This window comes from Paractinoplanes toevensis (assembly GCF_018332695.1).
Taxonomy (GTDB): Bacteria; Actinomycetota; Actinomycetes; order Mycobacteriales; family Micromonosporaceae; genus Actinoplanes; species Actinoplanes toevensis.
Window position 1 is genome coordinate 20821 of the sequence record NZ_BOQN01000052.1, and the last position, 24609, is coordinate 45429.

24 protein-coding genes and 1 pseudogene are annotated in these 24609 nt (G+C 72.1%); 11 read left to right on the plus strand and 14 right to left on the minus strand.

All coding sequences use genetic code 11. The annotated features are described in order from the left end of the window. Nucleotide 1: 1 nt before the first annotated feature. The 9 genes from Ato02nite_RS19840 to pcaH form a co-directional block, all read right to left on the minus strand. Nucleotides 2–757, minus strand: coding sequence for an ABC transporter ATP-binding protein (locus Ato02nite_RS19840; RefSeq protein WP_246607221.1), 756 nt, complete (start codon nt 755–757; stop codon nt 2–4). Then, nucleotides 754–1698 (minus strand): ABC transporter ATP-binding protein, encoded by a 945-nt coding sequence (locus Ato02nite_RS19845; protein WP_246607223.1) that lies wholly within the window; start codon nt 1696–1698, stop codon nt 754–756. The genes Ato02nite_RS19840 and Ato02nite_RS19845 overlap by 4 nt, the downstream gene beginning before the upstream one ends. Next, the gene (locus Ato02nite_RS19850; RefSeq protein WP_213008071.1) at nt 1695–2534 is read right to left on the minus strand and encodes an ABC transporter permease; all 840 of its coding nucleotides are present in this window, start codon (nt 2532–2534) and stop codon (nt 1695–1697) included. The genes Ato02nite_RS19845 and Ato02nite_RS19850 overlap by 4 nt, the downstream gene beginning before the upstream one ends. Further along, nucleotides 2531–3478: an ABC transporter permease gene (locus Ato02nite_RS19855; RefSeq protein ID WP_246607224.1), complete on the minus strand. Its 948-nt coding sequence runs from the start codon at nt 3476–3478 to the stop codon at nt 2531–2533. Before Ato02nite_RS19855 ends, Ato02nite_RS19850 begins: the two co-directional genes overlap by 4 nt. After that, nucleotides 3475–5088 carry an ABC transporter substrate-binding protein gene (locus Ato02nite_RS19860; protein WP_213008072.1) on the minus strand — a complete coding sequence of 538 codons (1614 nt, stop codon included), beginning with the start codon at nt 5086–5088 and terminating at the stop codon, nt 3475–3477. The genes Ato02nite_RS19855 and Ato02nite_RS19860 overlap by 4 nt, the downstream gene beginning before the upstream one ends. A 213-nt stretch (nt 5089–5301) precedes the next feature. After that, nucleotides 5302–6450: a bifunctional 3-oxoadipate enol-lactonase/4-carboxymuconolactone decarboxylase PcaDC gene (pcaDC, locus tag Ato02nite_RS53300; RefSeq protein WP_213008073.1), complete on the minus strand. Its 1149-nt coding sequence runs from the start codon at nt 6448–6450 to the stop codon at nt 5302–5304. Further along, nucleotides 6444–7607: a lyase family protein gene (locus tag Ato02nite_RS19870; protein WP_213008074.1), complete on the minus strand. Its 1164-nt coding sequence runs from the start codon at nt 7605–7607 to the stop codon at nt 6444–6446. The genes pcaDC and Ato02nite_RS19870 overlap by 7 nt, the downstream gene beginning before the upstream one ends. Beyond that, the gene (gene pcaG, locus Ato02nite_RS19875; RefSeq protein ID WP_213008075.1) at nt 7604–8158 is read right to left on the minus strand and encodes a protocatechuate 3,4-dioxygenase subunit alpha; all 555 of its coding nucleotides are present in this window, start codon (nt 8156–8158) and stop codon (nt 7604–7606) included. The genes Ato02nite_RS19870 and pcaG overlap by 4 nt, the downstream gene beginning before the upstream one ends. Continuing rightward, nucleotides 8155–8898, minus strand: a complete 744-nt coding sequence (gene pcaH / locus Ato02nite_RS19880) for a protocatechuate 3,4-dioxygenase subunit beta (RefSeq protein ID WP_246607225.1) — start codon at nt 8896–8898, stop codon at nt 8155–8157. The genes pcaG and pcaH overlap by 4 nt, the downstream gene beginning before the upstream one ends. A 67-nt stretch (nt 8899–8965) precedes the next feature. On the opposite strand from pcaH, the gene Ato02nite_RS19885 reads away from it, so the two are divergent. Next, nucleotides 8966–9709, plus strand: coding sequence for an IclR family transcriptional regulator (locus Ato02nite_RS19885; RefSeq protein ID WP_213008077.1), 744 nt, complete (start codon nt 8966–8968; stop codon nt 9707–9709). A gap of 40 nt (nt 9710–9749) precedes the next feature. Beyond that, a complete protein-coding gene (locus tag Ato02nite_RS19890) occupies nt 9750–10907 on the plus strand; it encodes a 4-hydroxybenzoate 3-monooxygenase (protein WP_213008078.1) in 1158 nt (385 codons plus the stop codon). Here the strand turns inward: Ato02nite_RS19890 and Ato02nite_RS19895 are convergent. Next, complete coding sequence (locus Ato02nite_RS19895; RefSeq protein ID WP_246607226.1) at nt 10840–11991, minus strand: YibE/F family protein; 1152 nt, start codon at nt 11989–11991, stop codon at nt 10840–10842. The two genes, Ato02nite_RS19890 and Ato02nite_RS19895, sit on opposite strands and share 68 nt — an antisense overlap. Nucleotides 11992–12117: 126 nt before the next feature. On the opposite strand from Ato02nite_RS19895, the gene Ato02nite_RS19900 reads away from it, so the two are divergent. The 5 genes and pseudogenes from Ato02nite_RS19900 to Ato02nite_RS51705 all read left to right on the plus strand — a co-directional run bounded on the left by Ato02nite_RS19900 (nt 12118) and on the right by Ato02nite_RS51705 (nt 16411). Beyond that, on the plus strand, nt 12118–13164 hold the full coding sequence (locus tag Ato02nite_RS19900) for a permease (protein WP_213008079.1): 1047 nt from the start codon (nt 12118–12120) through the stop codon (nt 13162–13164). Further along, a complete protein-coding gene (locus tag Ato02nite_RS19905; protein ID WP_213008080.1) occupies nt 13161–13874 on the plus strand; it encodes a TIGR03943 family putative permease subunit in 714 nt (237 codons plus the stop codon). Before Ato02nite_RS19900 ends, Ato02nite_RS19905 begins: the two co-directional genes overlap by 4 nt. Then, complete coding sequence (locus tag Ato02nite_RS19910; protein WP_246607227.1) at nt 13871–14980, plus strand: hypothetical protein; 1110 nt, start codon at nt 13871–13873, stop codon at nt 14978–14980. Before Ato02nite_RS19905 ends, Ato02nite_RS19910 begins: the two co-directional genes overlap by 4 nt. Before the next feature lie 158 nt (nt 14981–15138). Beyond that, nucleotides 15139–15573, plus strand: a pseudogene (locus tag Ato02nite_RS53035) (transporter substrate-binding domain-containing protein); the annotation flags it as partial. 193 nt (nt 15574–15766) lie between these two features. Further along, nucleotides 15767–16411, plus strand: coding sequence for a hypothetical protein (locus Ato02nite_RS51705; RefSeq protein WP_246607228.1), 645 nt, complete (start codon nt 15767–15769; stop codon nt 16409–16411). A 17-nt stretch (nt 16412–16428) separates the two neighbouring features. Here Ato02nite_RS51705 and Ato02nite_RS19920 read toward each other — a convergent pair whose 3' ends face one another. Both Ato02nite_RS19920 and Ato02nite_RS19925 read right to left on the minus strand, forming a co-directional pair. After that, complete coding sequence (locus Ato02nite_RS19920) at nt 16429–17805, minus strand: extracellular catalytic domain type 1 short-chain-length polyhydroxyalkanoate depolymerase (RefSeq protein WP_213008082.1); 1377 nt, start codon at nt 17803–17805, stop codon at nt 16429–16431. A 71-nt stretch (nt 17806–17876) separates the two neighbouring features. Continuing rightward, nucleotides 17877–19283 (minus strand): glycoside hydrolase family 10 protein, encoded by a 1407-nt coding sequence (locus Ato02nite_RS19925; protein WP_213008083.1) that lies wholly within the window; start codon nt 19281–19283, stop codon nt 17877–17879. 322 nt (nt 19284–19605) lie between these two features. Between Ato02nite_RS19925 and Ato02nite_RS19930 the strand changes: the two genes are divergently transcribed. The 4 genes from Ato02nite_RS19930 to Ato02nite_RS19945 are packed head-to-tail and all read left to right on the plus strand — an operon-like array spanning nt 19606 to nt 22844. After that, nucleotides 19606–20511, plus strand: a complete 906-nt coding sequence (locus Ato02nite_RS19930; protein WP_213008084.1) for a metal ABC transporter substrate-binding protein — start codon at nt 19606–19608, stop codon at nt 20509–20511. A 2-nt stretch (nt 20512–20513) separates the two neighbouring features. Then, nucleotides 20514–21206, plus strand: a complete 693-nt coding sequence (locus Ato02nite_RS19935; protein WP_213008085.1) for a metal ABC transporter ATP-binding protein — start codon at nt 20514–20516, stop codon at nt 21204–21206. Beyond that, nucleotides 21203–22027 carry a metal ABC transporter permease gene (locus Ato02nite_RS19940; RefSeq protein WP_246607229.1) on the plus strand — a complete coding sequence of 275 codons (825 nt, stop codon included), beginning with the start codon at nt 21203–21205 and terminating at the stop codon, nt 22025–22027. The genes Ato02nite_RS19935 and Ato02nite_RS19940 overlap by 4 nt, the downstream gene beginning before the upstream one ends. Continuing rightward, nucleotides 22011–22844 carry a metal ABC transporter permease gene (locus Ato02nite_RS19945; protein ID WP_213008086.1) on the plus strand — a complete coding sequence of 278 codons (834 nt, stop codon included), beginning with the start codon at nt 22011–22013 and terminating at the stop codon, nt 22842–22844. The genes Ato02nite_RS19940 and Ato02nite_RS19945 overlap by 17 nt, the downstream gene beginning before the upstream one ends. Here the strand turns inward: Ato02nite_RS19945 and Ato02nite_RS19950 are convergent. Beyond that, complete coding sequence (locus Ato02nite_RS19950) at nt 22729–23277, minus strand: hypothetical protein (RefSeq protein ID WP_246607230.1); 549 nt, start codon at nt 23275–23277, stop codon at nt 22729–22731. The genes Ato02nite_RS19945 and Ato02nite_RS19950 overlap by 116 nt on opposite strands. A 137-nt stretch (nt 23278–23414) precedes the next feature. Then, nucleotides 23415–24584: an MFS transporter gene (locus Ato02nite_RS19955; RefSeq protein WP_213008087.1), complete on the minus strand. Its 1170-nt coding sequence runs from the start codon at nt 24582–24584 to the stop codon at nt 23415–23417. Between the last annotated feature and the right edge of the window lie 25 nt (nt 24585–24609).

Consider the following 24609-nt stretch of genomic DNA (forward strand, 5'->3'; position numbering starts at 1 on the left):
CTCAGCCACGGGTGCCGCCTCGGACGGGCACCCAGCCGGGCCGCGGGATCGAGCCGACCAGCTTCTTCGTGTAGTCGGCCGACGGCGCGCCGAGGACCTGTTCCACCGATCCGGACTCGACGATCCGGCCGCGCCGCATAACGACGACGTCGTCGCAGACGTGCCGCACCACGGACAGGTCGTGGGTGACGAACAGGTAGCCGACGCCGGTAGCCGCGCGGGCGTCCACCAGCAGGTTGAGGATCTGGGCCTGGATGGAGACGTCCAGTGCCGCCACCGCCTCGTCCAGGATCAGCAGCCGCGGCGACGGCGCGAGAGCGCGGGCGATGGCCACCCGCTGGCGCTGACCGCCGGAGAGCTGCCGTGGCAGGACGCCCGCGTGGCGCTGGTCGAGGCCGACGAGTTCGAGGAGCTCGCCGATCCGCCTGCGCCGCTCGGCCCGGTCGAGGCCGGTGTGGAAGGCCAGCACCTCGTCGAGGCAGGCGGCGACCGTCTGGCGGCGATCCAGCGACTGGTACGGGTCCTGGAACACCATCTGCACGACGCGGGCCCGGGGTGTCCCGTCGTCGCCCAGCCGGATCGTTCCCGACGTCGCCCGTTCCAGACCGGCCACGAGCCGGGCGCAGGTCGTCTTGCCCGAGCCGGATTCGCCGACGATGGCCAGGGAACCCCCGACCGGTACGGCGAACGAGACGCCGTCGACCGCGACGAAGTCGCCCCGGAACACCTTGCGCAGGTCGGTCACCTCGAGAATCACGGCACCTCCAGGTGACAGGCGACGCCGCCGACCAGCAGCGGCACGGTGGTGCGGCAGTCCGCCTCGACGACCGGGCATCGGTCGGCGAACACGCACCCGGGCGGGGCCTCGATGCCGGACTGCGGGGTGCCGGGCACGATCTGCAGCCGCTCCCCCGGTGGCACCGAGCCGGGCCGGGCCCGCAGCAGCGCCTTCGTGTACGGATGGCGGGCCTCCTCGTGCAGCGACTTCGCCGGAAGGATCTCGACGATCTCGCCCGCGTACATCACCGCGATCCGGTCGCACACCGCGGTGGCCAGTTCCAGGTCGTGCGAGATGAACAGCAGCGCGGTCCCGCGCTGCCGGCGCTGCTCGTCGAGGATCGCCACCACCTCCTCCTGGGTGGTGACGTCGAGCGCGGTGGTCGGCTCGTCGGCCAGGATCAGCGCCGGTTCCCCGGCCAGGGCGGCCGCGATGACGACCCGCTGCAGGAGACCGCCGGACAGTTCGTAGGGCCGCTGCTTCAGCCGCCGGGGCACGTCGTCGACGCCGATGTCGGCGAGGATGCCGCCGGCCAGGGCGAGCGCGGCGGAGCGGGACATGCCCCGTTCGCGCAGCACCTCGGTGAGGAAGTCGCCGATCGTCCGCACCGGGTTGACGGTCGCCCGCGGGTCCTGGAAGACCATGGCGACCTCCCGGGACCGCAGGCGTCGTAGCCCGGCGGCGTCGAGCGTGCCGATGTCCGTACCCCGGAAGCGGACCGCCCCGGCGATGGTCGCCCCGCCGGGCAGCAGGCCCAGCACCGACCGCGCGGTCAGGGACTTGCCCGAGCCGCTCTCGCCGACCAGGCCGACCGCCTCCCCGGCGGCGATGGCCAGGTTCACCGATCGCAGCACCGGCCGCGGCCCCATCGGCGTCGGCACGTCGACCCGCAGGTGATCGAATTCGAGGAACGCGGTCATCGGGCCGCCATCCGCTCCGCCACGACCGTGAACGCCACGACGGTGATCACCACGGCGACGGCGGCCGCGATGGACTGCTGGGGAAAGCCGGCCAGGATCGACGGCTGCCCGTTGGCGATCATGAGACCCCAGTCCGCGGCCGGCGGCTGGAGCCCGAGGCCGAGGAACGAGATCGACGCGAGGTCGATCATGGCGTAGCCGAAGCTGATCGCGGCCTGCACGACCAGCAGCGGAGCGAGGTTGGGCAGCAGGTGCCGGCGGCAGATGTGCCATCCGGAGAAGCCCTGCACGCGCAGTGCCTCCACATAGGGCAGCGACCGTTCGCGCAGTGCCGCGGCCCGCATGACCCGGGCGATGATCGGCACGTAGGCGAGCGACAGCGCCACCACCGGAGCCAGGAAACCGGCGCCGAACAGGGCGGCCACGGTGATCGCCAGGACCAGTCCGGGGAAGGCGAACAGGATGTCCAGCACCCGGGACACGGCGGCGTCGAACCAGCCGCCGATCCAGGCGGCCGAGACGGCGAGCGCGGTGCCGGTCGCACCGGACAGCACGATCACGACGAGCGGCCCGGCGAGGCTGGTGCGCGACCCGAGGATGAGCCGGGACAGCAGGTCCCGGCCGAGGTCGTCGGTGCCGAGCGGGTGCGCCGCGGAGAGCGGCGCGTAGGCGTTGAGCGGGTCGACCGCGTTCGGGTCGTGCGGCGCGATCCACGGCGCGAACACCGCGATCAGCACCACCAGCGCGCAGATGAGGCCGGCGAGCGACGAGGCCCACCCGAGGGCGGCGAGCCGGCGGGCCGGAAGCCGCAGCGGAGCGGCAAGAGCGAGCGTCATCCGACCTCCCGGGCGCGGAGCAAGCGCGGGTCGAGAATCGCGTTGACGACATCGACCAGCATGTTGACCAGGACGAACGCGGCGACCAGCAGCAGCGCGATTACCTGCACGACGACCAGGTCCTGCCGGGCCGCGCTCTGCACCAGCAGCGACCCGAGCCCGCTCACCCCGAACGCCTGCTCGGCGATCGCGGTGCCGGCGAACAACCCGGCCACGGTGATACCGGAGACCGCGAGCACCGGGGCCGCCGCGTTGCGCAGCACGTGCCGGCGCAGGATCGCGGCCCGCCGCACGCCCCGGGCCCGGGCCGCGACCACGTGGTCGGAGCCGAGTTCGGCGCGCACCTCGGCCCGGGTGATCCGGGAGAGGTAGGCGAGATAGCCCGCGCTGAGCGCGACGGCCGGCAGGGTCAGGTGGTGGATCCGGTCGCCGAAGCCGGTGCCCGATCCGTAGACCGGGAACCACGACAGCTTCGTCGCGAAGATCCAGATCAGCACGATGGCGGCGACGAACGCGGGCGCGGCCATCAGCACCGTCGTGGTCACCGTGACCGCCGTGTCGGCGATCCTGCCGCCGACGGCGGCGACGATCCCGGATCCGACCCCGACCCCCAGGATCAGGAGCGAGGCGTACGCCACCAGCAGCACCGTGTTCAGCAGGCGCGCCCCGATCAGGTGCGCGACCGGTTCCCGGAACACCAGCGAGTCACCGAGGTGCCCGGTGAGCACGCCGGACAGCCACTGCCAGTACTGCACCAGGAACGGGTCGTCGAGGTGGTACTGCGCGCGGATCGCGGCGAGCGCGGCCGGGCTCATCTCGTGCCCGCCGGCCAGCAGCGAGGCCGGGTCGCCGGGCGCGAGGTAGAGAGCGCCGTAGATGACGAAGCTGGCCACCAGCACCGTGCCCAGCATCGCGGCCACCTTGCGCCCGACGAACCCGATCACGACGCGGAGCCGACCTGGGCGGCCCAGGCCGTACTGATGTAGGAGAACGACGCCGGGGCGCCGGTGATCCGCTTGCCGAGGAACAGCCGGTTGTACGACTCGGCCAGGGTGATCTGCAGCCGGGCCGGCCCGAAGATGGCCTGCGCGGCCACGAACTGCTTGGCCGACTCGGCCGGGTCGGTGGCCGAGACCGCCGCGATGATCTTCTGGGTGACCGCCGGGTCGTCGTAGCCGGTCCAGTTGAACTGGGCGCCCCTGAGCACGAAACCGGGCGCGTAATACAGGGCGCCGGGCACCTCGAGGTAACCGGTGGTGGCGATGAAGTCGATGCCGGCCCGCAGCGACGGGTCGTAGAACAGCCCGGCGAACTCGGCCGCCTGCAGCTGCTTGATGGTCACCGTCAGGCCGATCTGCTGGGCGGCGGCCTGGGTGATGGTGGCGGTCTGCAGCAGCGCCTGGTTGCCGGCCGGCACGGCCACGACCAGGGTGGTCCGGCTCGGGGCGGCCGCGGCGACCAGCTTCTTCGCGGCGTCGAGGTCGGCCTTGGCGCTGTCCGGCAGGGCCGCGTACCCCTCGTCGTAGACCGCCTTGGCCGGGCTGCCGGCCCAGGCCAGCGGCGGGGTGAAGGTCTTCAGCGGGGTGCCCGCGCCCTTGAGTACGCTGGTGATGAACGTGGTCTTGTCGATGGCGAGGTCGAGAGCCTGCCGGATGCGGGCGTCGGCGGCCGGCCCCTCGGCGGCGACCGGGCCGAGGCTCACGGTCTCGGTGCTGGGCCCGAAGTAGAGCTTTCCGGCCGCGGTCCTGCGCAGGGTGGCGAGGCTGCCGACCGGGGCGCCGTAGACGCCGTCGACCTCGCCGGCCAGCAGGGCGCTGGTGATCGTGCTGTCGTCGGTGATGAAGACGAAGTCGAAGGTGGCGGCCTTCGCCTTACGGGCGCTGTCCCAGTACCCGTCGTACCGCTTCAGCTCGATCTTCTGGCCGGTCTGCCAGGTGCCGAGCCGGAACGGCCCGGTGCACATGAGGCCGCCGGTGGGCGTACCGAATTTGGCTTCGGCCTTTTCGGTGAAGGCCTTTTCCATGACGGCGCCGGGCACGCCGGCCAGGTCCGGGATGAACTGCACATCGGGCGTACGGAACTGCACCGTCACCTCGAGCGGGCCGGTCTCGTCGATGCTCGACACGTTGGCGAAGACGTGCGCGCTGTAGGACGCCAGCTTCGGGTCCATGTTGCGCCGGAGGCTGTAGACCACGTCGGCGGCCGTCATCGCGGCGCCGTCCCAGAACGTCACGCCGTCCTGCAGGGTGATGACGACGGTCCTGGCGTCCTTCTGGGTCACCGACTTCGCCAGGCCGGGTGCCGTGGAGAAGTCGGGCTGCAGGCGCAGCAGGCTCTCGCAGAGGTTGGTGACGACCGAGTTGGCCGAGTAGTCGCCGGTCTTGGCCGGGTCGAGCGAGGTCGGTTCGCCGTTCGGCAACGCCCAGGTGACCTTGTCGATGTCCCCGGCGGCCGCGGGCGTGGTGCTGGTGAGCGTGATCGCTTCGGTTCCGGTGGCGGACTGCGACGAGCCGCCCCCGCCGCAGCCGCCGACGATCAGCGAGAGGGCCAACAAGGACGGAATTATCGCTGGTTTCGAGTTCATGATTCGTCGCTCCCCTGCTGTGGTGACCGCCTCAGGCTTCCCGGCAGGGAGTTGTTTGTCAATCCTGGAAATTAATCATTAACGGAGTTCCAAGATTGCTGTTCAGCATGGTGCTCTTTGTTAGTCAGACACGACAAATCGCCGGACCGCTTGGGCGGGCCGGCGCTGCCTGATCCGGGTGGTTCAGCCCTCGTCGAGGACTCGCTGCGCGATCCGGAACGCGGTGTTCGCGGCCGGCACACCGCAGTAGATCGCGGTCTGCAGCAACACTTCCTTGATCTCGTCGTCGCTGAGGCCGTTGGTCCGCGCGGCGCGCACGTGCATGGCGAGCTCCTCGTGGTGGCCGAGGGCCACCAGCGCGGTCATGGTGATCATCGAGCGACTGCGGCGGTCCAGGCCCGGGCGGGTCCAGATCTCCCCCCAGGCGTACGCGGTGATGAGCTCCTGAAAATCCTGGGTGAACGGGGTGGTCCCGGCCACGGCCCGGTCGACGTGGGCATCGCCGAGCACGGCCCGCCGCACCGCCATCCCGGCCTCCCTGGTCCGGGCGAGCGTGCGCTCCTGCTCGTCCCGGCGGAAGTGTTCGTCGAGCAGCTCGGCCACGGTGTCCGGCCGCTCGGCCGGGGCGAGGTGCGCGACCCCGTCGAGCACCACGAGACGCCCGTCGCGGACCGTCTCGGCGATCAGGGCCAGGCTGTCCGGCGGGGTGGGCTGATCCTCGGCGCCGGCGACGGCCAGCACCGGAGCGGTGATCGCCCCGAGCCGGTCCCGCACGTCGAACGAGGCGAGGGCCTCGCAGACCTTGGCGTAGCTTTCCGGATCGGCGCCGCGCAACACGTCCAGCAGCGCCTCGGCCGCCTCGGGCTCGCGCTCGGTGAAGCCCGGCCCGAACCACCGCTGGATCGACCCGGCCACCACCGCCTGGGTGCCCTCGGCCCGGACCGTCTCGGCCCGCTGCCGCCACCCGCCACTCTCCCCGATCTTGGCGCCGGTGCAGAGCAGCACCGCCGCCTCGACCCGGTTCGGGGCGTCCAGCAGCAACTGCAGGCCGACCGCGCCGCCGACGCTGTCCCCCGCGTACCGGAACGGCGCGCCCGGCCGCACCCGATCGGCCAGCTCGAGCACGCTCTTGGCCAGGCCGGCGATGCCGAAGCCGGCCGAGGCCGGCGCCCCGGTGCTGTGCCCCGGCAGCTCCCAGCCGACCACGTGGTAGTCGCCGCGCAGCAGCCGCGCGCACCTGCCCCACAGCGTCTCGGCCGAGGTGCCGAGCGAGGGGCCGAGCAGCAGCAGCGGCCGGCCGGGAGCGTCGACGAGGGTGACACCGGTCAGCATGGTTTCCCCTGGGCTCGTTCGAGGGCGGCGTCGATCAGTTGCTCGGTGGCGCCCAGGTAGGGACCGTCGTCGCCCATCTTGGTGCGCTCGGCGTCGATGCCCGGGCGGGCCGCGGCCAGGGTCGCGGCCATCCGCTCGGGGTCCACCCGCAGGCCGCCGAGCAGCTCCGCGGTCTGCGAGGACGCCACGACGGTGCGGCGGGCCAGGGTGCGCAGGGTGGACCACTCGACGTGCCAGGAGCCGTCCGGGCGTTCGTCGACCGCCTCGGCGGCGGCCAGGTGCAGGGTGGCGGCGAGCTGCGGGGCGGCCAGGGCGGTGCGGCGGATCAGCACGGACAGGACCGGGTTCTGTTTCTGCGGCATCGCCGACGAACCACCCCGGCCGGCGACCGCCGGCTCGGCCAGCTCGCCGATCTCGGGGCGGCTGCCGAGCAGGACGTCGTTGGCCAGCTTGCCCCAGGCGTCGGTGCAGGTGACGAACGCGTCGGCGACCCGGGTGAACGGGGCGCGGGCGGTGTGCCAGGGCGGCCGGACGGCCAGGCCGAGGTTGGCCGCCGTCATGGTCACCAGATCGAGGGCGTGCTCCGGCGAGCCGGCCAGCACGGTGGGCGCGGCCAGGCTGCCGGCCGCCCCGCCGATCTGGACCGGCAGGTCGGCGGCGGCGGTCAGCGCGTCCCGGGCGTCCAGCAGGCCGTGCAGCCAGCCGGCCGCCTTGAGCCCGAAGGTGATCGGGATGGCGTGCTGGGTGAGGGTGCGGGCGGCCATCCGGGTGCCGCGGTGCCGCTCGGCGAGGTACGCCAGCTCCCCGACCTGCACCGAGAGATCGGCTTTGATCCGCTCGATCGCCGCGCCGAGGTTGAGCACCAGCGCGGTGTCCAGGACGTCCTGGCTGGTCAGGCCGGTGTGCAGGGTTTCCTTCAGCGCCGGGTCGATCCGCTGCCGCAACAGTTTGACCAGCGGGATCACCGGGTTGCCGCCGTCCTCGGCCTCGCGGGCGAGGACGGGCAGGTCGGCGGCTCCGACGAGGTCACCCAGATCCTGCGGCGACCCGGTGACGGCAGCCACCCAGGCCTCCTCCACCCGGACCATGGCGGCGACGACCGACTCGTCGGTGAACAGATCGCCGGCGCGGTGCTCGCCGGGCCAGAGAAGACTCATGCCCAGATGCCGCGATGCCTCGGGAAACTGAGAAACACCGTCTCGTGCGGGCCCTGCAGGTGGATGTCGAAGACCACGCCGGTGTCGTCGGCCTCGGTGATCAGCGTGCCGCGGCGGTCCTCCGGAACCGACTCGAGCAGGGCGTCCAGATCCTTCGGGGCCGGCAGGTAGGCGCGGGTGAACAGCCGGTCGAGCAGGCCGCGCGCGAACACCGCGACCGCGAAGAAGGCCGGCTTGCCGGGCTCGGTGGGGCCGGGCGCGAGGGTGGAGAACCAGTAGTGCCCGTCGGCGTCGGTGGCGGCCCGGCCGAAGCCGGTGAACGTCCAGCCGTCCCGGCGCAGCGACCCCGGCTGCTGCAGGATCTTCCCGTCCGGCGAGGCCTGCCAGATCTCGATCATCGCGTCCGGCACCGGGACGCCGCTGCCGTCGAGCACCCGCCCGTGCAGCCGGATCGCGCCGGCCCGGCCGGGCGGCACCAGCTCGTTGCCCTTCTCGTAGGGCAGACCGAGGTGGAAGAACGGGCCGACGGTCTGGCCCGGGGCGGCGCTCACGAGGGCTCCTCGGTGTCGAGCGGGGTGCGGTGGTCGCCGGTGAGCACGATGTCCCAACGGTATCCGAGGGCGTACTCGGGCGAGGTCAGGTCGTGGTCGTACTTCGCGATGAGCATCTCCCGCGCCTTCGGGTCGGTCACCGACTGGAAGATCGGGTCGAGCGCGAAGAGCGGGTCGCCCGGGAAGTACATCTGGGTGATCAGCCGCTGGGTGAAGTCGGTGCCGAACAGCGAGAAGTGGATGTGCGCGGGGCGCCAGGCGTTGAGGTGGTTCCGCCACGGGTACGGCCCCGGCTGGATCGTCTGGAACCGGTAGTAGCCGTCGGCGTCGGTGAGCGCCCGGCCCTGCCCGGTGAAGTTCGGGTCCAGCGGCGCCGGGTGCTGGTCGCGCAGGTGGGCGTAACGACCCGCCGCGTTCGCCTGCCAGATCTCCACCAACTGGTGCGGCACCGGGCGGCCGGCGCCGTCGACGACCCGGCCGGCCACCACGATCCGCGACCCCTGCGGCTCGCCGGCGTGCTGGATGGTCAGGTCGGCCTCCGCGTCGTCGACGTCGGAGTGGCCGAAGCACGGCGCCCACAGCTCGACACCCTCGGGGTCGATCGGATGCAGCGCCTTGGTCGGGTGGCGCAGGATGCTGCTGCGATAGGGCGGGTAGTCGAGGCGCGGCTGGTTCTCCTGCGGGCCGTCGGCCTGACCGGCCAGGATCTCGCGGTCGATGTCCGCCTGGGTGGTCGTCACGTAATCGAAACTAGGCCCCGGCGGTTGCGGGCGCGATACTTGCCTTCCATTGGACGGAAGGATCACCATGTCGGCGAGCGTCACCTCCCGGGCCCTGGACCTGCTGGGTGCGTTCGACACCGACCACCGGCAGCTCACCCTCAGCGCGCTCGCCCGGCGCGCCGGCCTGCCCCTCGCGACCGCCCATCGCCTGGTCGGCGAGCTGTGCCGGTGGGGTGCGCTGGCCCGCCTGGAGTCCGGCGAATACGTGATCGGCCGCCGCCTGTGGGACCTCGGGCTGCTCGCGCCGGTGCAGGCCGGGTTGCGGCAGGCCGCCTCGCCGTTCCTGCACGACCTGTACGGGGCAACCCTGGTCACCGTGCACCTGGCGGTGCGGGACGGCTGCGAGGTGCTCTACATCGACCGGCTCTCCGGGCACGTGTCGGTGCCGGTGGTCAGCAAGGTCGGATCGCGGCTGCCGATGCACGCCACCGGCGTCGGGAAGGTGCTGCTCGCCCACGCCCCCGAGCCCGTGCGAGCCGAGGTACTGGGGAAGCTGACCCGGGTCACGCCGTACACGATCACCCAGCCGGCCCGGCTGCTCGACCAGCTGAGGCGGGTGCGCGCCGAGGGGTTCGCCACCACCGGCGAGGAGATGAGCCTGGGCGCCTGCTCGGTGGCGGTGCCGGTGCGCGGGCCGGTCGGCGAGGTGGTGGCGGCGCTCGGTCTCGTGGTGCCCGACCTGCGCCGGGAACGGGCCCGCCTGGTGTCGGCGCTGCAGGTCGCGGCGCAGGGCATCAGCCGGGTGCTGGCTTCCGCTCAGTGGAAATAGCCCCTTGCCCCGCCGGGCCGCGGGCGGGTTGTCTGGAGGCATGCGTACCCAGGTCGCCATCATCGGCGCCGGCCCGGCGGGCCTGCTCCTGTCCCATCTGCTCGCCCAGGGCGGCGTCGACTCGGTGGTCCTCGAGACCCGCTCGCAGGAGTACGTCGCGTCCCGCATCCGGGCCGGCATCCTCGAGCAGTCCAGCGTCGATCTGCTCACCGAGGTGGGCCTCGGCGACCGGCTGCGGGCGGAGGGGCACGAGCACCGCGGCATCTACCTGAACTTCGCCGGCGAACGCCACCATCTCGACTTCGTCGATCTGGCCGGCCGCACGGTCTGGGTCTACGGCCAGACCGAGGTGCAGAAGGACCTGGTCGCGGCGGGCACGGCCGACGCACGGTACGAGGTGACCGACGTCCAGCTGCACGACGTCGAATCCGACCGGCCGTACGTGACCTACCTCGACGCCGGCGGCGCGGCCCAGCGGCTGGACGCCGACGTGATCGCCGGCTGTGACGGGTCGTTCGGGCCGAGCCGGCAGGCGGTGCCGGCCGAGCACTTCGAGCGTACGTATCCGTACTCGTGGCTGGGCATCCTGGCCGATGTGGCACCGTCCACCGACGAGCTGATCTACGCCTGGCACGCGAACGGCTTCGCCCTGCATTCGATGCGCTCGCCCACGGTGAGCCGGCTCTACCTGCAGGTGCCGAACGGCACCGACCCGGCCTCGTGGCCGGACGAGCGGATCTGGGACGAGTTGGCCGTCCGGCTCGGGCACGGGCAGGACGGCTGGAAACTGACGCCCGGGCCGATCACCGAGAAGAGCGTGCTGCCGATGCGCAGTTACGTGCAGACGCCGATGCGGCACGGCCGGCTGTTCCTGGCCGGCGACGCCGCGCACATCGTGCCGCCGACCGGCGCGAAGGGCCTCAACCTGGCGATCGCCGACGTTTCCCTGCTCAGCACGGCCCTGGTCGCTCTTTTGAATCGCCGCGACCCGGCTCTCGCCGATGCCTATTCCGACGACGCGCTGCGGCGGGTCTGGCGCTGCACGCACTTCTCCTGGTGGATGACGACGATGCTGCACACGAGCGGCGACCCGTTCGACGCCCAACTCCAGCTGTCCCAGCTGCGGTGGGTCACGACCTCGAATGCCGGGGCGACCGGGCTGGCGGAGAACTACGCGGGCCTGCCGATCGGCTTCTGACCACAAGGCATGCCAGCGCGGTCGTGATCGGCACGGAGGCCACCAGGCCGATCGTGCCGACCGCACTGCGCAGGATCTCGCCGGCCAGCAGTTCGCCGGTGAGGACGTCACCGACCGGCGAACTGCCGGTGGCCAGCAACAACAACAAGGGCAGAGAGGCTCCGGCGTACGCGAGGACAAGCGTGTTCACCGCGGAGGCGACGTGCGCCCGGCCGACCCGGCTCGCCGCCCGGTAGATCTCCCGCCGGCCGCGGTCGCCGTGCGCGGCCAGCTCGGCCACAGTCGCGGCCTGGGTGACGGTGACGTCGTCGAGGACACCGAGCGCGCCGATCACGACCCCGGCCAGCAGCAGGCCCCGCATGTCCAGACCGGCCCGGGTGGCGGCGAGGAACGCGGCGTCGTCGCCGGCCACCCCGGTCAGGTGCAGCGCGGCGGTGAACCCGGCGCCGAGCAGCCCGGTGACGACCAGGCTGGCCAGGGTGCCGGCGATCGCCACCGACGTGTGCACGTTGACGCCGTGCGTCAGATACAGCGCCGCGAACATGATCGCGGCACTGCCGACCACCGCGATCAGCAGCGGGTTCTCGCCCTTCAGGATCGCCGGGATCACGAACAGCAGCAGCACCGCGAAGCTGACCGCGAGCCCGATCAGCGCGGTCAGCCCGAGCCGCCGCCCGAACGCGAGCACCGCCAGGACCACCGCCACCAGCAGCCAGATCATCGGCCGGGCCCGCTGGTGGTCCACCACCGTGTAGTCCCGGCCGCCCGGCACCGCGTCCGGCAGGTGCAGCAGGACCACGTCGTCGCCGGTGCCGAGGGTGGGCGCGCCCGGCCCGTCCGGCACGTCCACGGTGACCGTGGTCCCGTCGCCGAGGCGCACGGTCGCGGTGGCTCCGGCGATCGCGGTGACCGTGGCGTTCACCCGTTCGGCGGAATCGGCGGCCGATCCGAGATGGACCCGGCCGGGCCAGAGCACCGCCATCGCCACCAGGGTGGCGATGGCCGCCGGGATCAGCACGGCGGCCAGGACCCGCCGGGTGCGGGGATCGGCCGGCCCTGCCGGTACGCCGTGCGCGTGGCTCACAGTGCGGCGACGCTAGCCCCGCCGCTTTCCTATTCACAAGTAGACATATGCGCAGCTCAAGCCAGCGTCGGTGATCGCCGCCGGGGCCGCTAAGGTGGGCCGCGGCCCCCAGCTTTGGAGCGACCCGTGAGCCAGAACCGCCTCGACGCCGAGGAGATCGACTGGACCCCGCCGCCCGCGCCTGAGCCGGCGCTCGCGCCGGCCGAGCCGCCGGTGCCCCGCGCCCGGCGCATCGGCTCGCTCGAGGTGCTGGCCGCGCTGCTCGTCCTGCTGGTGATCCTCCGCGGTTGGCTGGCCGGGCTGGTCGACTCCGAACGCCTGCAGACCTGGACCACCGTGTTCGTGTCGGTGCTGGTCCAAGCCGTCCCGTTCCTGGTCTTCGGTGTCGCGCTCTCCGCCGTGATCGCGGTGTTCGTACCCCGCTCGTTCTGGGCCCGGGCCCTCCCCCGCCATCCGGCCCTCGCCGTGCCGGCCGCCGGCCTGGCCGGGGTGATCCTGCCCGGCTGCGAGTGCGGCAGCGTGCCGATCGCCGGTTCGCTGATCCGCCGGGGCGTGACCCCGGCCGCCGCGCTGGCGTTCCTGCTCGCCGCGCCCGCGATCAACCCGATCGTGCTGACCGCCACCGCGGTCGCCTTCCCCGGCAAGCCCGAGATGGTCGTCGCGCGCGGCGTGGCCAGCCTCATCGTGGCGGTCGCGATGGGCTGGCTGTGGCTGCGCCTGGGCCGGACCGATTGGATCCGCCTGCCGCACCGCCCCGACGTGGACGGCGAGTCGAAGTGGCACGCGTTCTGGGCGGCGGTCCGGCACGACGTCATGCACGCCGGCGGCTACCTGGTGCTCGGCGCTGCGGCCACCGCCACCATCAACGTGGTCGTCCCGGCCTCCTGGCTGCAACGCCTCGCCGAGAACCCGGTCCTGTCGGTGCTGGCGCTGGCCGTCCTGGCCGTCCTGCTGTCCATCTGCAGCGAGGCCGACGCGTTCGTGGCCGCGTCGCTGTCCCAGTTCTCGCTGACGTCCCGCCTGGTGTTCCTGGTGGTCGGCCCGATGGTCGACCTGAAGCTGATCGCGATGCAGACCGGCGTCTTCGGCCGGCGGTTCGTGGTCCGCTTCGCCCCGGCCACGTTCGCCGCCGCCATCCTGGTCGGCACCGGCGCCGGGTTGTTGCTGCTGTGAGCCGGCTGACCCAGGCCGTGGTGCTGCTGCTCTTCGGCGGCGCGATCCTGCGCGCCTCGATCACCGACCTCTACCTGCGCTACGTGAAGGAGGGGCTGCGTCCCTTCCTCCTCGCGGCCGGTCTTCTGCTGGTGGCCGCGGCGGTGACGACGCTGTGGCAGTCGCTGCGCGCCGGTGAGGCCGAGGAGGACCACGGTCATTCCCACTCGCACGAACCCCGCATCGGGTGGCTGCTCATCCTGCCGGTGCTCGGCCTGCTCCTGGTGGCGCCGCCGGCGCTCGGCTCCTTCGCGGCCGGGAAGTCGGGCAGCGTCTCGGCCACCCCGGTGTCCGATTCGGATTACCCCGCCCTGCCGGCCGGGGATCCGGTGCCGGTGAGCCTGCTCGACTACGCGTCGCGGGCGCTCTTCGACGAGGGCAAGAGCCTGACCGGGCGCAACGTGAAGCTGACCGGCTTCGTCACCCCGGCGCCCGACGGCTCGCCGATGCTGGCCCGGATCGTGCTCAGCTGCTGCGCCGCCGACGGCCGCCCGATCAAGCTCGGCCTCACCGGTCAGGTGCCCCTCGAGGTTCCGGCCGACACCTGGATCGAGGTCACCGGCGCCTACAGCACCCAGCGCGGCAAGGACCCGGTCAACGAGGTCGACGTGGCCTACCTCGAGGTGAAGACCTGGCAGGAGATCGACCAGCCGAAGCAACCGTACGCATGACGCTGGTCTCGGCGAGCCCGGCCGCATCCGGCCTGGCCCGGCCACCGCGGCGGCCCGGCGTCGCGGTGCTGGCCAGCCTGGTGGTGGCGCTGGTGGCCGGCGGTGCGCTGCTGGTGGCCGGGCCGGCCCGGCGTGACGAGCCGGCGCCGCCCGAGCGGCTGACCGCCGAGGCCGCCTGGCCGACGGCGGTGCGCGCCGACTTCGATCCGGTCATGCCGGACGGGCCGCTCTTCGCGCCGCTGCTGTTCCTCGACACGACCACCGCGATCGGCACCGCGCCCACGCCGGACGCCCGGTCGGTGCGCCTCGGCATCCGGGACGCCACCGGCTTCCGGCAGTTGCGGTCGCTGCCGCTCGACGGCAACCCGCAGTTCGAGGCGGTCGCGGCGGCCGGGAACGACATCGTGTGGACCGAGTCCACCGACGGGCAGCCGAGGGTGCGGATCTGGCACGCGTCGCGGCCGGGCGGGCACGCGCGGCTGGTCACCGCCGACACCGGGAACGCGATCTTCTTCGGCAACCAGTACGACCTGATCGTCACCGACGGCCTGGTGCGGTGGGCGGCCGCGAACGGGACGAACACCGAGGTGCGATCGGTGCCGCTCGGCGGCGGGCCGGTCGGCGTGCACAGCGAACCGGGCAACTGGTCGCTGTCGGCCTGGCCGTGGCTGGTCGACGAGAACGAGCGGCGGCTGCGCAACCTGGCCGCCAACCGGGACACCGAGGTGGTCACCGCCGGCCCCGAGACGGCCACCTGCTCACCGGCCTGGTGCCGGGTGATGGTGATGAACGGCGACGGCCTCGCCCGCATCGACCTCATGCATCCGGACGGCACGCAGCGGCGCCGGATCGCGGGCGGCGACGTGCAGGCCGCGGTGGACGACGTGGCCGTGCTGGACCGGTTCGAGCTGCTGGCCCAGCCCGGCCCGGACGCCGACCTGACCGGGACGACCGCGCTGCTCGTCTACGACGCGGCCACCAGCCGGACGGTCGATGTGGGGGCGGCGGTGGACGGCGCCTTCACCGGCGGCGGACTGCTGTGGTGGTCGACGGGCGGCGGCGAGAACGAGCCCGTTTGGCACGTGCTCGACCTCCGTACCGTCTGAAGCACTCGTTACCTTCTTCGTGAGGGAAAACGCACGCCGACTCGGCACGGCCGGGGTCTTCGCCAGTGTCCTGTGCGTCGCCGTTACCGCCGGACTTCTCGTCGGGCAGGGCGAACCGACTCCGACCTGGGGCGATTACCTCGCCAGGTCCAGCGTTGGTGGATCTCGTCATCGCCGGCATGACGATGACGGTCGAGCGCCGGAAATATGTTGACTTCGCCGGCCCGTACCTCAGCACCGGAGCGTCACTGCTGGTCCGGTCGGCCGTGGCGGGCGACGCGCGGACGATCCTGGCGCATAGCGGTACCAAGGTCTGTGTCGTCGGAGCGACCGTGACGGAGGACTTCCTGCGGAGCAGCGCCGACGTGGTGATCGTCCGGCGGGAGAACCTCGGTCGCTGCGCCGCCGCGCTGAAGGACGGCGAGGTGGACGCGGTGGCCAACGACACCGCTCAGCTGGTCGGCTTCGCCGACACGTTCGGCCGCGATGCCGGCCTGGTCGAGATTCCCGGCGTGGCCGCCGAATACGGCATCGCCGTGCCCAGGGGTGACCCCTACCTGTGGCAGATAGTGCAGTCCTTCCTCACCGTCAGTAAGGCGAAGGGCCCCGGCGACGATCCGTGCGCGCCCCGGTCAGCCCGGCCCCGGCGTTCAGCCGCCGGACCACCGGGATCGAACCGGCGCCGGCACCGGCGCCACGTCCGGGATTCTGGTCGTTGCTGGTCGGCGTGCCGGCCGCGGTGTCCGCGCACTACCGGCCCGCCCTCGCCGCGCCGGTCGCATCGCCATGCTCGGCGGGACGGCGGCGATCGTCGTGGTGTCACTGATCGACGGCAGGCCGCTGTACGCGGTGATCGCCGGATGGCCCCTGGTCGCCTTGTTGATGGGGGCCGACGGGCCGATGCTGCGTTCCCGCATCGTGGCCTTCGTGCGACTGGTGGCCCTGCTGGTGGCCGGCATGGTGGCCGGCATGATCTACAACCTCGTCAGTGCGCCGATTCTGCCGTCGACGACGGTGATGGTGGCGCCGAAGGCCGACGGAGCGGAGGCGGACTCCGATGTGTCGCGGCTCGGCCCGGGCGCCATCCGGTGGTTGCGCGGGTTCACCGTCTCGGTCGACGACGAGTCGACCACCATGCTGCTGGAGCAGGGCGGTATCGCGATCATTCCGAACGCGAACATCCGCACCCGGGTCCTGTGCCCGAGCGTCACCGACCTGCCGGGCGGTTCACCGAACTTCCTGGGTCTGCCCCTGCAGGACTCGGGCGCTGCGAGTCCTCGCCCGCCGGCAGCGGCCCGCGGTGATCGAGGATCCCCGGTGCCGCATTCGCGGCGACAGCTGGAGCGGTTTCTGAGCCACCCGCGCGAACGGGTCCGGCGGCGGGGCGGCGTCGCCGCGGGGCCCTACCCCCGCGGCGACGCCCGGTGCTGATCAGGCGGTGGATCTGATCAGCTGGAGGTGCATGCTCCGCCGTTGAGCGTGAAGCCCGTCGGCGCGCCACTGTTGCCGGTGTGGGTGGCCTGGTAGCCGACGGTCACCGACCCACCCACCGGGATGCTCCCGTTGTACGACACGTTGGTCGCGGTCACCTGACCGGAGGACGGGCTGTAGGTGGCGTTCCAGCCGTTGGTGATGGTCTGGCCGGACGGCAGGGCGAACGCGAGCCGCCAGCCGCTGAGCGCCGCGCTGCCGGTGTTGGTCACCGTGACGTTGTTGGTCAGGCCGGTGCTCCACGCACTGACCGAGTTGACCACCTTGCACAGGCCCGACGGCGGGATCGTCGTGGGCGCGGTGGTCGGCGGGGTCGTCGGGGTCGTGGTGGGCGGGGTGGTCGGTGGCGTGGTGGGCGGGGTCGTCGGCGGGGTGGTCGGCGGGGTGGTCGGCGACGTGCCGTCCAGGCCGAAGAACGAGATGGCCAGCTTGGCCTGACCGGACAGCGGCAGCGAGTGGCCGGTGTTGGCCACGCTGATGCCCTCGACCGGCGCCTGCACGGCGTTGCTGCCGTAGCGGGTGCGGGTCCAGCCGGACTGCGGCGTGTCGGTGAGGACCGGGGTCTGGCTCACGCCGAGCACGTTGGTCCACTGCTTGATCTCTTCGGCGAAGTTCGGGTACGCCAGCGTGGTGTCGGTGGTGCCGTGGAAGAGCTGCATCCGCGGGCGCCGGCCGGTGTAACCGGGGTAGGCGGCCCGGACCGCGTCACCCCAGGCCGCCGGGGTCTTGCTGACCTGGCCCTGGGCGCACGCGCTGTTCCAGCCGGCCTGGTTGGCCGGGTTGGTGGGGTCGCTCGCCGAGGCGGAGAAACAGCTGAACGGTACGCCCATGAAGGCCGACCCGGCCGCGAACACGTCCGGGTAGTCGCCGAGCAGGACGTTGGTCATCATCCCGCCGGACGAGGCGCCGGTGACGAACGTGCGGTTCACGTCGGTGCCGTAGTGCGACTGCACGTAGCGGACCATCGACACGATGCCGACCGGGTCGCTGTTGCCGTTGTGGGTCAGCGCGCTCGCCGTCGAGTTGTCGTAGCAGTTGCCGGAGCGGACGGTGGACGGGTAGATCACGATGAAGCCGTACTGGTTGGCCAGGGTGGCGAACTCGGTGCCGGAGTAGAACGCCGGGCCCGAGCCGGTGCAGTAGTGCACGGCGACCAGCAGGCCGGGGTTGGTGGCGAGCCGGTCGGGGACGTAGAGGTGCATGCGCAGGCCGGTCGGGTTGGTGCCGAAACCGGTGATCTCCTGCAGCGACGCGGCGGCGGCCGGCGAGGACGGGAGCGTGACGCCGAGGACGATCGCCGCGGCCGCGGCAAAGGCGGCGAGCAGTTTCTTCATGTCGTCGGTCCTTCAGGACAGGGGCGCGGCCGCGGAACACCGGACGGGGGAGGTTCCGCGGCCGCTGCCACTCATCGGGCGGTGCAGGTGGGCGTCACGGACGGGCCGACGCCGGTGCCCTGGAAGCCGAACTCGGTGGACGCACCCGCGTTGACCGAGCCGTTGTAGCTGACGTTGGCGAAGCTCACCGCGCCGCTCGAGCCGGTCGCCGACGCGTTCCACGAGTTGGTGATGGCGGCGCCGCTGGGCAGGTTCACCCCGACGGTCCAGCCGTTGATCTTCGCCGAGCCCGCGGTCACCTTGACGGTGGCGACGAACCCGCCGGTCCACTGGTTCAGCGACACCGTGGCACCGCACCCGGCCGTGGCCGGCGGCGTGGTGGTCGGGTTCGAGCTGGGCGGCGGCGAGGACGTGGTGGGGTTGGTGGTCGGCGGCGTGGTGGTCGGGTCGGTCGTCCCGCCGCTGTTCAGCGCGTCCAGCGCCGCGGTGTACGCCGCCTTCTTGTTGCCGCTGTTGTCGAACAGCAGCGGGGTGTCACTGGCCCGCCACGAGTCCGAGTCGCGGATGCCCCACACGGTGATGCCGTTGCAACGGGCGACGGCCAGGCAGGCCTTGACCACGGTGGAGTAGTTGCCGGCCTGGGCCGTGCCGGAGCCGGCGATGTCCAGCTCGGTGATCTGCACGTCCACCCCGAGGGCGGCGAACCGCGCCAGGTTCTGCTGGATGTCGCTGGTCACCGGGGAACCGGAGTTGAAGTGCCCCTGGAAGCCGACGCAGTCGATCGGGACGCCGCGGGACTTGAAGTCGGCCACCATGTTGTAGACGGCGGTCGACTTCGCGTTGATCCCGTCGGTGTTGTAGTCGTTGTAGCAGAGCTTGGCGGCCGGGTCGGCGGCCCGCGCGGTGCGGAACGCCACCTCGATCCAGTCGTTGCCGGTGCGCTGCAGGTTGGAGTCGCGGCGGGCCCCGGTGCTGCCGTCGGCGAACGCCTCGTTCACCACGTCCCACGAGTAGATCTTGCCCTTGTAGTGGGTGGCGACGTTGGTGATGTGGTTGGTCATGGCGCTGCGCAGGGCGGTGCCGGACAGCGACTGCGCCCACGACGGCTGCTGCTGGTGCCAGGCCAGGGCGTGCCCGCGGATGCGCTGGTTGTGCGACTGGGCGTGGCTGACGATCTGGTCGGCGCTGGAGTAGCTGAACGAGTTCTGGGACGGCTCGGTGGCGTCCCACTTCATCTCGTTCTCCGGCGTGACCATGTCGAACTCGCGGTCGAGGATCGTGGAGTAGACGGTGTCGCTCAGTTTGTACGCCGCGACCGCGGTGCCGAAGTAACGGCCGGAGGCAGCCGCCGAGGCGCCGAGGGTGGTGGCCGCGTTCGCGTTGCCCGCGGAGAGAAGCACGGCGCCGCTCGCGACGAGGACCGCGGAGGCGGCGGAGAGGGTGGCGGCGAGGACGCGCCGCCTGGGGGAACGGTTCATTGCCGATGCCTTCCAGCTGCGGAGGGGGACGGATGGTCGCGGCGGTGGAGCCTTAACCGTTACAGCAGAAAGTGATCCGGATCGATCGAAACATTAACTCCAAGTTCCGGAAATCTCAATGCCAGAGTTTTCGTAGCCACCCCTTTCACGCTGGTAAAACACCGTTTTTATCCGCCCTTTACCGGGCAAGTCGGCAAGATCGGCGTTCCGAAACTTTCGGTCTCGATCAAATGACAACGTTGACAGTCATCAATGAACCGTTTCATTGGAAAGACACATTGCGATTAGACCATCTAAATGAACATGGTTATCGTTCCGGGCCATGACACGACTTCGCTACGGGGTGGCCGCGGCCGCCCTGGCCGTGGCCGGCCTCCTGACCGGCTGCTCCGCCGAGCCCGCCGGGAACGCGGCCGCCGCCTCCTCCGAGCCGGTGCCGGTGGTCGCCACCACGCCTCAGGTGGCCGACTTCGTCCGCAACATCGGCGGCGACGACGTGACCGTCACCCAGATCGTCAAGCCCGGCGTGGACCCGCACGACTACGAGCCGACCCCCGCCGACATGCAGGCCGTCGCCGGCGCGAAACTCGTCGTGAAGAACGGCGTCGGCCTGGAGAAGTGGCTCGACCGGACCATCTCCTCGGCCGGTTACACCGGCACGGTGGTCGACGCCAGTGCCAACGTCGCGCTGCGCCCCGACGACCCGCACATCTGGCACAACCCGCTCAACGCCAAGATCATGGTGGCGGACATCGAGAAGGGCCTCGCCGCGGCCGACCCGGCGCGCACCGCCGTGTTCGCCGAGAACCTCGCCGACTACAGCGCCGAGCTCGACGAACTCGACGCCGACAACCTCGCCGCGTACGCCCGGATCCCGGCCGATCAGCGCAAGCTGGTCACCAACCACGACGCCTTCGGTTACTACGTGGACCGCTACCGGCTCGACTTCGTCGGCTCGGTCATCCCGAGCATGGACACCTCGGCCGAGCTGAGCGCCAAGCAGCTCACCGACCTGGTCGCCAAGATCAGGGCGACCGGGACGAAGGCCGTCTTCACCGAGAGCTCGCTGCCGCCCAAGACCGCCGAGGCCATCGCGGCCCAGGCCGGCGTCAAGGTGGTGGCCTCGCTGTACGGCGACAGCCTCGGCCCGGCCGGCTCCGACGGCGCGACCTACCTGACCGCCGAGCGGCACAACACCGCGACCATCGCCGGCGCACTGGCCGGCTGAGCATGGACGCCCTGCGGCTCGACAGCGCCGCCCTCGGCTACCGCGGTCACGTCGTACTCGAAGATGTTGATCTGGCCCTTGCCCCCGGCCAGGTCCTCGCCCTGGTCGGCCCCAACGGGGCCGGCAAATCCACTCTGATCAAATCGGTGGTCGGGCTGGCCGAGGTCGCCGCCGGCTCCGTGCTCGCACCGGGCCCCATCGGGTACGTTCCCCAGAGCGGCCTGGTCGACCAGGACTTCCCGGTGTCGGCGCTACAGGTCGTCCTGATGGGTCGCTACCGCCGGATCGGCTGGTGGCGGCCCACCGGCCGGGCCGACCGGCAGGTGGCGCTCGACGCCCTCGCCCTGGTCGGGCTGGCCGCCCGGGCGCGGGACCGGTTCGGGCTGCTCTCCGGCGGCCAGCGCCAGCGGGTCCTGGTGGCCCGGGCGCTGGTGGCCGCCCCGCGCCTGCTGCTGCTCGACGAGCCGTTCAACGGGGTCGACGCGCTCAGCCGCGACGCGATCCTGCGCGTCCTGAAGGCCGCGGCCGCCGACGGCACGGCCATCGTGATCAGCACCCACAACCTCGACCTGGCCCGCTCGCACGCCGACCTGGTGAGCCTGCTCAACGGCCGGCAGCACGCGGCCGGCCCGCCGTCGTCGACACTCACGCCGGAACTGCTGCGGCAGGCGTACGGCGGGCTGGTGACGCTGTGACCACGCCGTTCATGCTGCGGGCGCTGACCGAGCTGCTGCTGCTCGCGGCGATCTGCGGGCCGGTCAGCGTGTTCGTCTTCGCCCGGCGGCTGTCGTTCGTCGCGGACGCCCTCACCCACACGGTTTTCCCCGGGGTGGTGATCGGCTTCCTGTTCGGCGGCGCGTCGGGGGTCTTCCTGGGCGCCCTGGCCGCCGGGCTGCTCACCGCGATCGGCCTCACCCTGCTCGACCGGCTGCCCTCCGACGCGGCCACGGCGGTCCTGCTCACCTCGATGTTCGCGGTCGGCGTCGCGCTGGTGTCCCGGCGTACGTCGTACACCTCGGATCTGACCGCCTTTCTCTTCGGCCGAATCCTCACGGTCACCATGTCCCAGATCGTCGAGACGGCCGTCCTCGGCGTCATCGTCCTGGCGTCCCTGGCCATCGGCGGCCGGGCGTTCCTGTTCCGCACCTTCGACCCGGCCGGCGCCGCGGCCGCCGGCTACCGCGTTGCCCGGCTGGACCTGTGGCTGAATGTGATCGTCGCCCTCGTGGTGGTCGCGGCGGTGCGCGCGGTCGGCACCGTCCTCGTCGTCGCCCTGCTGGTGGTCCCGGCCGCCGCGGCTCGCCTGGTGACCGCCCGGGTGATCCCGATGATCGTCGTGGCGACCGCGCTGACCGCCGGGGCCGGGTACCTCGGGCTGTGGCTGAGCTGGACCGCCTCCGTCGACCACGGCATGCGCGTCACCTCCGCCTCCGCGGTGGTGCTCCTGCTGGTCGCGGCGTACCTGGTGCTCTTGCCCCTTCCCTCGAAAGGCCGGCGACGTGATCTGGTGGCTTGAAGCGGTGCTGGTCGGGGCGCTCGGCGGGCTGGTCGGGGTGCAGGTCGTGCTGCGGCGGCTGTCGTTCTTCACGATGGCGCTCACCCACGCGACCTTCCCCGGCGTGGTGGCGGCCGCCATCCTCGGCCTCAACATCTACCTCGGCGGGGCGGCCGCCGGGCTGATCGTGGCCGGCGCGGTCGCCGTCCTGTCCCGACGGCGCGGCCAGAACACCGCCGCCGTCACCGGCGTCCTGCTCTCCGGCGGCTTCGCGCTCGGCGTCGGGCTGGTCGCCACTCAGGACGGCTTCGGCATCGACCTGTCCGAGTTCCTGGTCGGCTCGATCCTCACGGTGACCGGCCGGGACGTGGCCACCACCGCCGTCGTGCTGGCCCTGTCCGCGATGGTGCTCACCGTACTGGCCCGCCCGCTGCTGTTCACCGGCTTCGACCCGGCGGCCGCCCGGGCCGCCGGGGTGAACGCCCGCGCCGTGGACCTCACCCTGCTGGTCACCATCGAACTGGTGGTCGTCACGATCGTCCCGGCCGTCGGCACCGTCCAGGCCCTGGCCCTGCTGGTCGCCCCGGCCGCGGCCGCCCGCCTGTGGACCGACCGGCTCGCCCTGCTCACCCCGCTCTCGATGGGGTTCGGCGTGGTGAGCGGCGCGGCCGGCCTGGCCGTGTCGACCCGGTGGAACATCGCCGCCGGAGCCGCGATCACCCTCAGTGCAACCGCGATACTGCTGGTATCGCTCGCGGCGACCCGGACCCGGGCCGTCCGAGCGGCACCGTCGCGGCAAGGATCACCAGTGCGGCAAGCGGCAGCAAGTCCAGGTTGACGCTGATCGCGAGATAGCCCACGAAGAACAGAACCGGGCTCCACACCGGCACCCGCCCCGCCGCGACCTGAAGGCTGAGCAGCACCGACATGCCGAGCACGAACAGCAGCGGCCCCACGATCTGCAGCGCGTCCGGCAACGGCCACCGTTCCCGAAATTCCGCGGACAGGTCCCCGGTGATGACCCAGAGGAAGCAGGCCACCCCGAAAACCGAGACGGCCGCGGCCACCGCGGCAAGGCGCCGGCCCATCCGGGTACGCCGGGCAAGCGTCACCGCGATCATCGCGAACAGCACCATCGACCCGAAGAACGCGAGATGCCCGACGATCCAGGCCGCCCCGTCCTTGTCCCGATGCCCGTCCAGTCCGTCCATCCACCGCAGAACGCCGTAGGCCAGCAGGAGCAGCGGCGCGGCGAAGGCCATCGATCTCATGACCCGAGCCTAGGAAGCCGCACACCCCACCCGACATAGGTGAAGTCCCGGGGACGCCCCCTAGGTATGCGGCCGGGCCGTACGTGGTGCCGGGCGGCCTGGGCGTTGAACGCCTCGAGCGGTGCGGGGTCGGCGGGTCACGTCCGGGCTTCGACCGGGACGGCATCTCCACGAGGTTCCTTGAGGGTGGGGATCACTGCTGCGGCGACCAGGGGGAACGCGATCGCGGCGGCGAAGCCGAGGCGGTAACCGGTGGCGGCGATGAGCGTGGCCATGACCGGCGGGGTCGCGGTGGCGACGATGTTCTGGGCGGTGTTCTGGATGCCCAGGGCCCGGCCCGCCCACGAGCGGCCGGCGTGTTCGGCCACCGCGGTGAAGGCCAGACCGTTCGGACTGACCGCCAGCACGCCGGCCAGCAGCAGCGCGGGGATCGCGAAGCCGGTTCCCGCACCGGCGGCGAGGGCAGCGAGGACGGCGGCAATGCCGAGGGCTACCTGGCGCATCGGGCGCATCCGGGAGCCGGCCCGGTCGGACCACCAGCCCACCGCGAGGCGGCCCAGAGCACCGAGGATCTGCCCGGCGGCCAGCAGGCGGCCGGCCGCCGCCGCGTCCCAGCCGTGCGTGTCGACCAGGAAGACCAGGGCGAACGTCGCGACGGTGAACTGCGGGACGATCAGCAGGGCGCTGGCCGCGTGGATGCGCCACAGCACCGGCGTCCGGTAGGGGGTCCCGGACGGCACCGCATGCTCGGCCGGCGAGACCGCCGGGTCGCGCACGAACGCGATCACCGTCAATGCCGCCACCAGGCAGAACGCGCCGAGGAAGGCGAGCGCCGTGCCGCGGGCCAGCCCCGGCAGCACGAGGGCGGCCAGGGCCACGCCGAGCGGCTGGGCGGTCTGCCGGAGGCCCATGGCCAGGCCGCGCTCCCTCGCGGCGAACCAGCCCAGGATCAGCCGGCCGCTGGAGGCGTGGGTGGCGGCACCGGCCGCGCCGGCCAGGAAGAAGCAGGTGGCCAGGGCTCGCAGGCCGCCCGCGCCGATGCCCGCCAGGAGGATCGCGCCGGCCGCGCCCAGGCCGATGGCGAGGACCCGGCGTTCGCCCCAGCGGTCCGCAGCGGCGCCCCAGGCGATCAGGGTGACGAGCAGGCCGGCGGTGGGCGCGGCGGCGAGCAGGCCGGCCTGGGCGAGGGTGAGCCCGTCCGCGCGGAACGCGGGAATCAGGTACGGCAGGCCGTACTGGAACGTGCAGGCCGCGGCCATGGCCAGCATGCCCACCGCGAGGACGGCCCAACGCCGACGATCAGCCACCTTCATCACCTCAGCATCCTGATGG

Coding starts and splice junctions, on each gene's coding strand:
- Ato02nite_RS19935 (WP_213008085.1), top strand. CDS start 20,514: ATGGACGCCCTGCGGCTCGACAGCGCCGCCCTCGGCTACCGCGGTCAC.
- Ato02nite_RS19885 (WP_213008077.1), top strand. CDS start 8,966: ATGTCGGCGAGCGTCACCTCCCGGGCCCTGGACCTGCTGGGTGCGTTC.
- pcaDC (WP_213008073.1), bottom strand. CDS start 6,450: ATGCTGACCGGTGTCACCCTCGTCGACGCTCCCGGCCGGCCGCTGCTG.
- Ato02nite_RS19950 (WP_246607230.1), bottom strand. CDS start 23,277: ATGAGATCGATGGCCTTCGCCGCGCCGCTGCTCCTGCTGGCCTACGGC.
- Ato02nite_RS19920 (WP_213008082.1), bottom strand. CDS start 17,805: ATGAAGAAACTGCTCGCCGCCTTTGCCGCGGCCGCGGCGATCGTCCTC.
- Ato02nite_RS19850 (WP_213008071.1), bottom strand. CDS start 2,534: ATGACGCTCGCTCTTGCCGCTCCGCTGCGGCTTCCGGCCCGCCGGCTC.
- Ato02nite_RS19930 (WP_213008084.1), top strand. CDS start 19,606: ATGACACGACTTCGCTACGGGGTGGCCGCGGCCGCCCTGGCCGTGGCC.
- Ato02nite_RS19870 (WP_213008074.1), bottom strand. CDS start 7,607: ATGAGTCTTCTCTGGCCCGGCGAGCACCGCGCCGGCGATCTGTTCACC.
- Ato02nite_RS19925 (WP_213008083.1), bottom strand. CDS start 19,283: ATGAACCGTTCCCCCAGGCGGCGCGTCCTCGCCGCCACCCTCTCCGCC.
- Ato02nite_RS19845 (WP_246607223.1), bottom strand. CDS start 1,698: ATGACCGCGTTCCTCGAATTCGATCACCTGCGGGTCGACGTGCCGACG.
- Ato02nite_RS51705 (WP_246607228.1), top strand. CDS start 15,767: ATGCTCGGCGGGACGGCGGCGATCGTCGTGGTGTCACTGATCGACGGC.
- Ato02nite_RS19910 (WP_246607227.1), top strand. CDS start 13,871: ATGACGCTGGTCTCGGCGAGCCCGGCCGCATCCGGCCTGGCCCGGCCA.
- Ato02nite_RS19890 (WP_213008078.1), top strand. CDS start 9,750: ATGCGTACCCAGGTCGCCATCATCGGCGCCGGCCCGGCGGGCCTGCTC.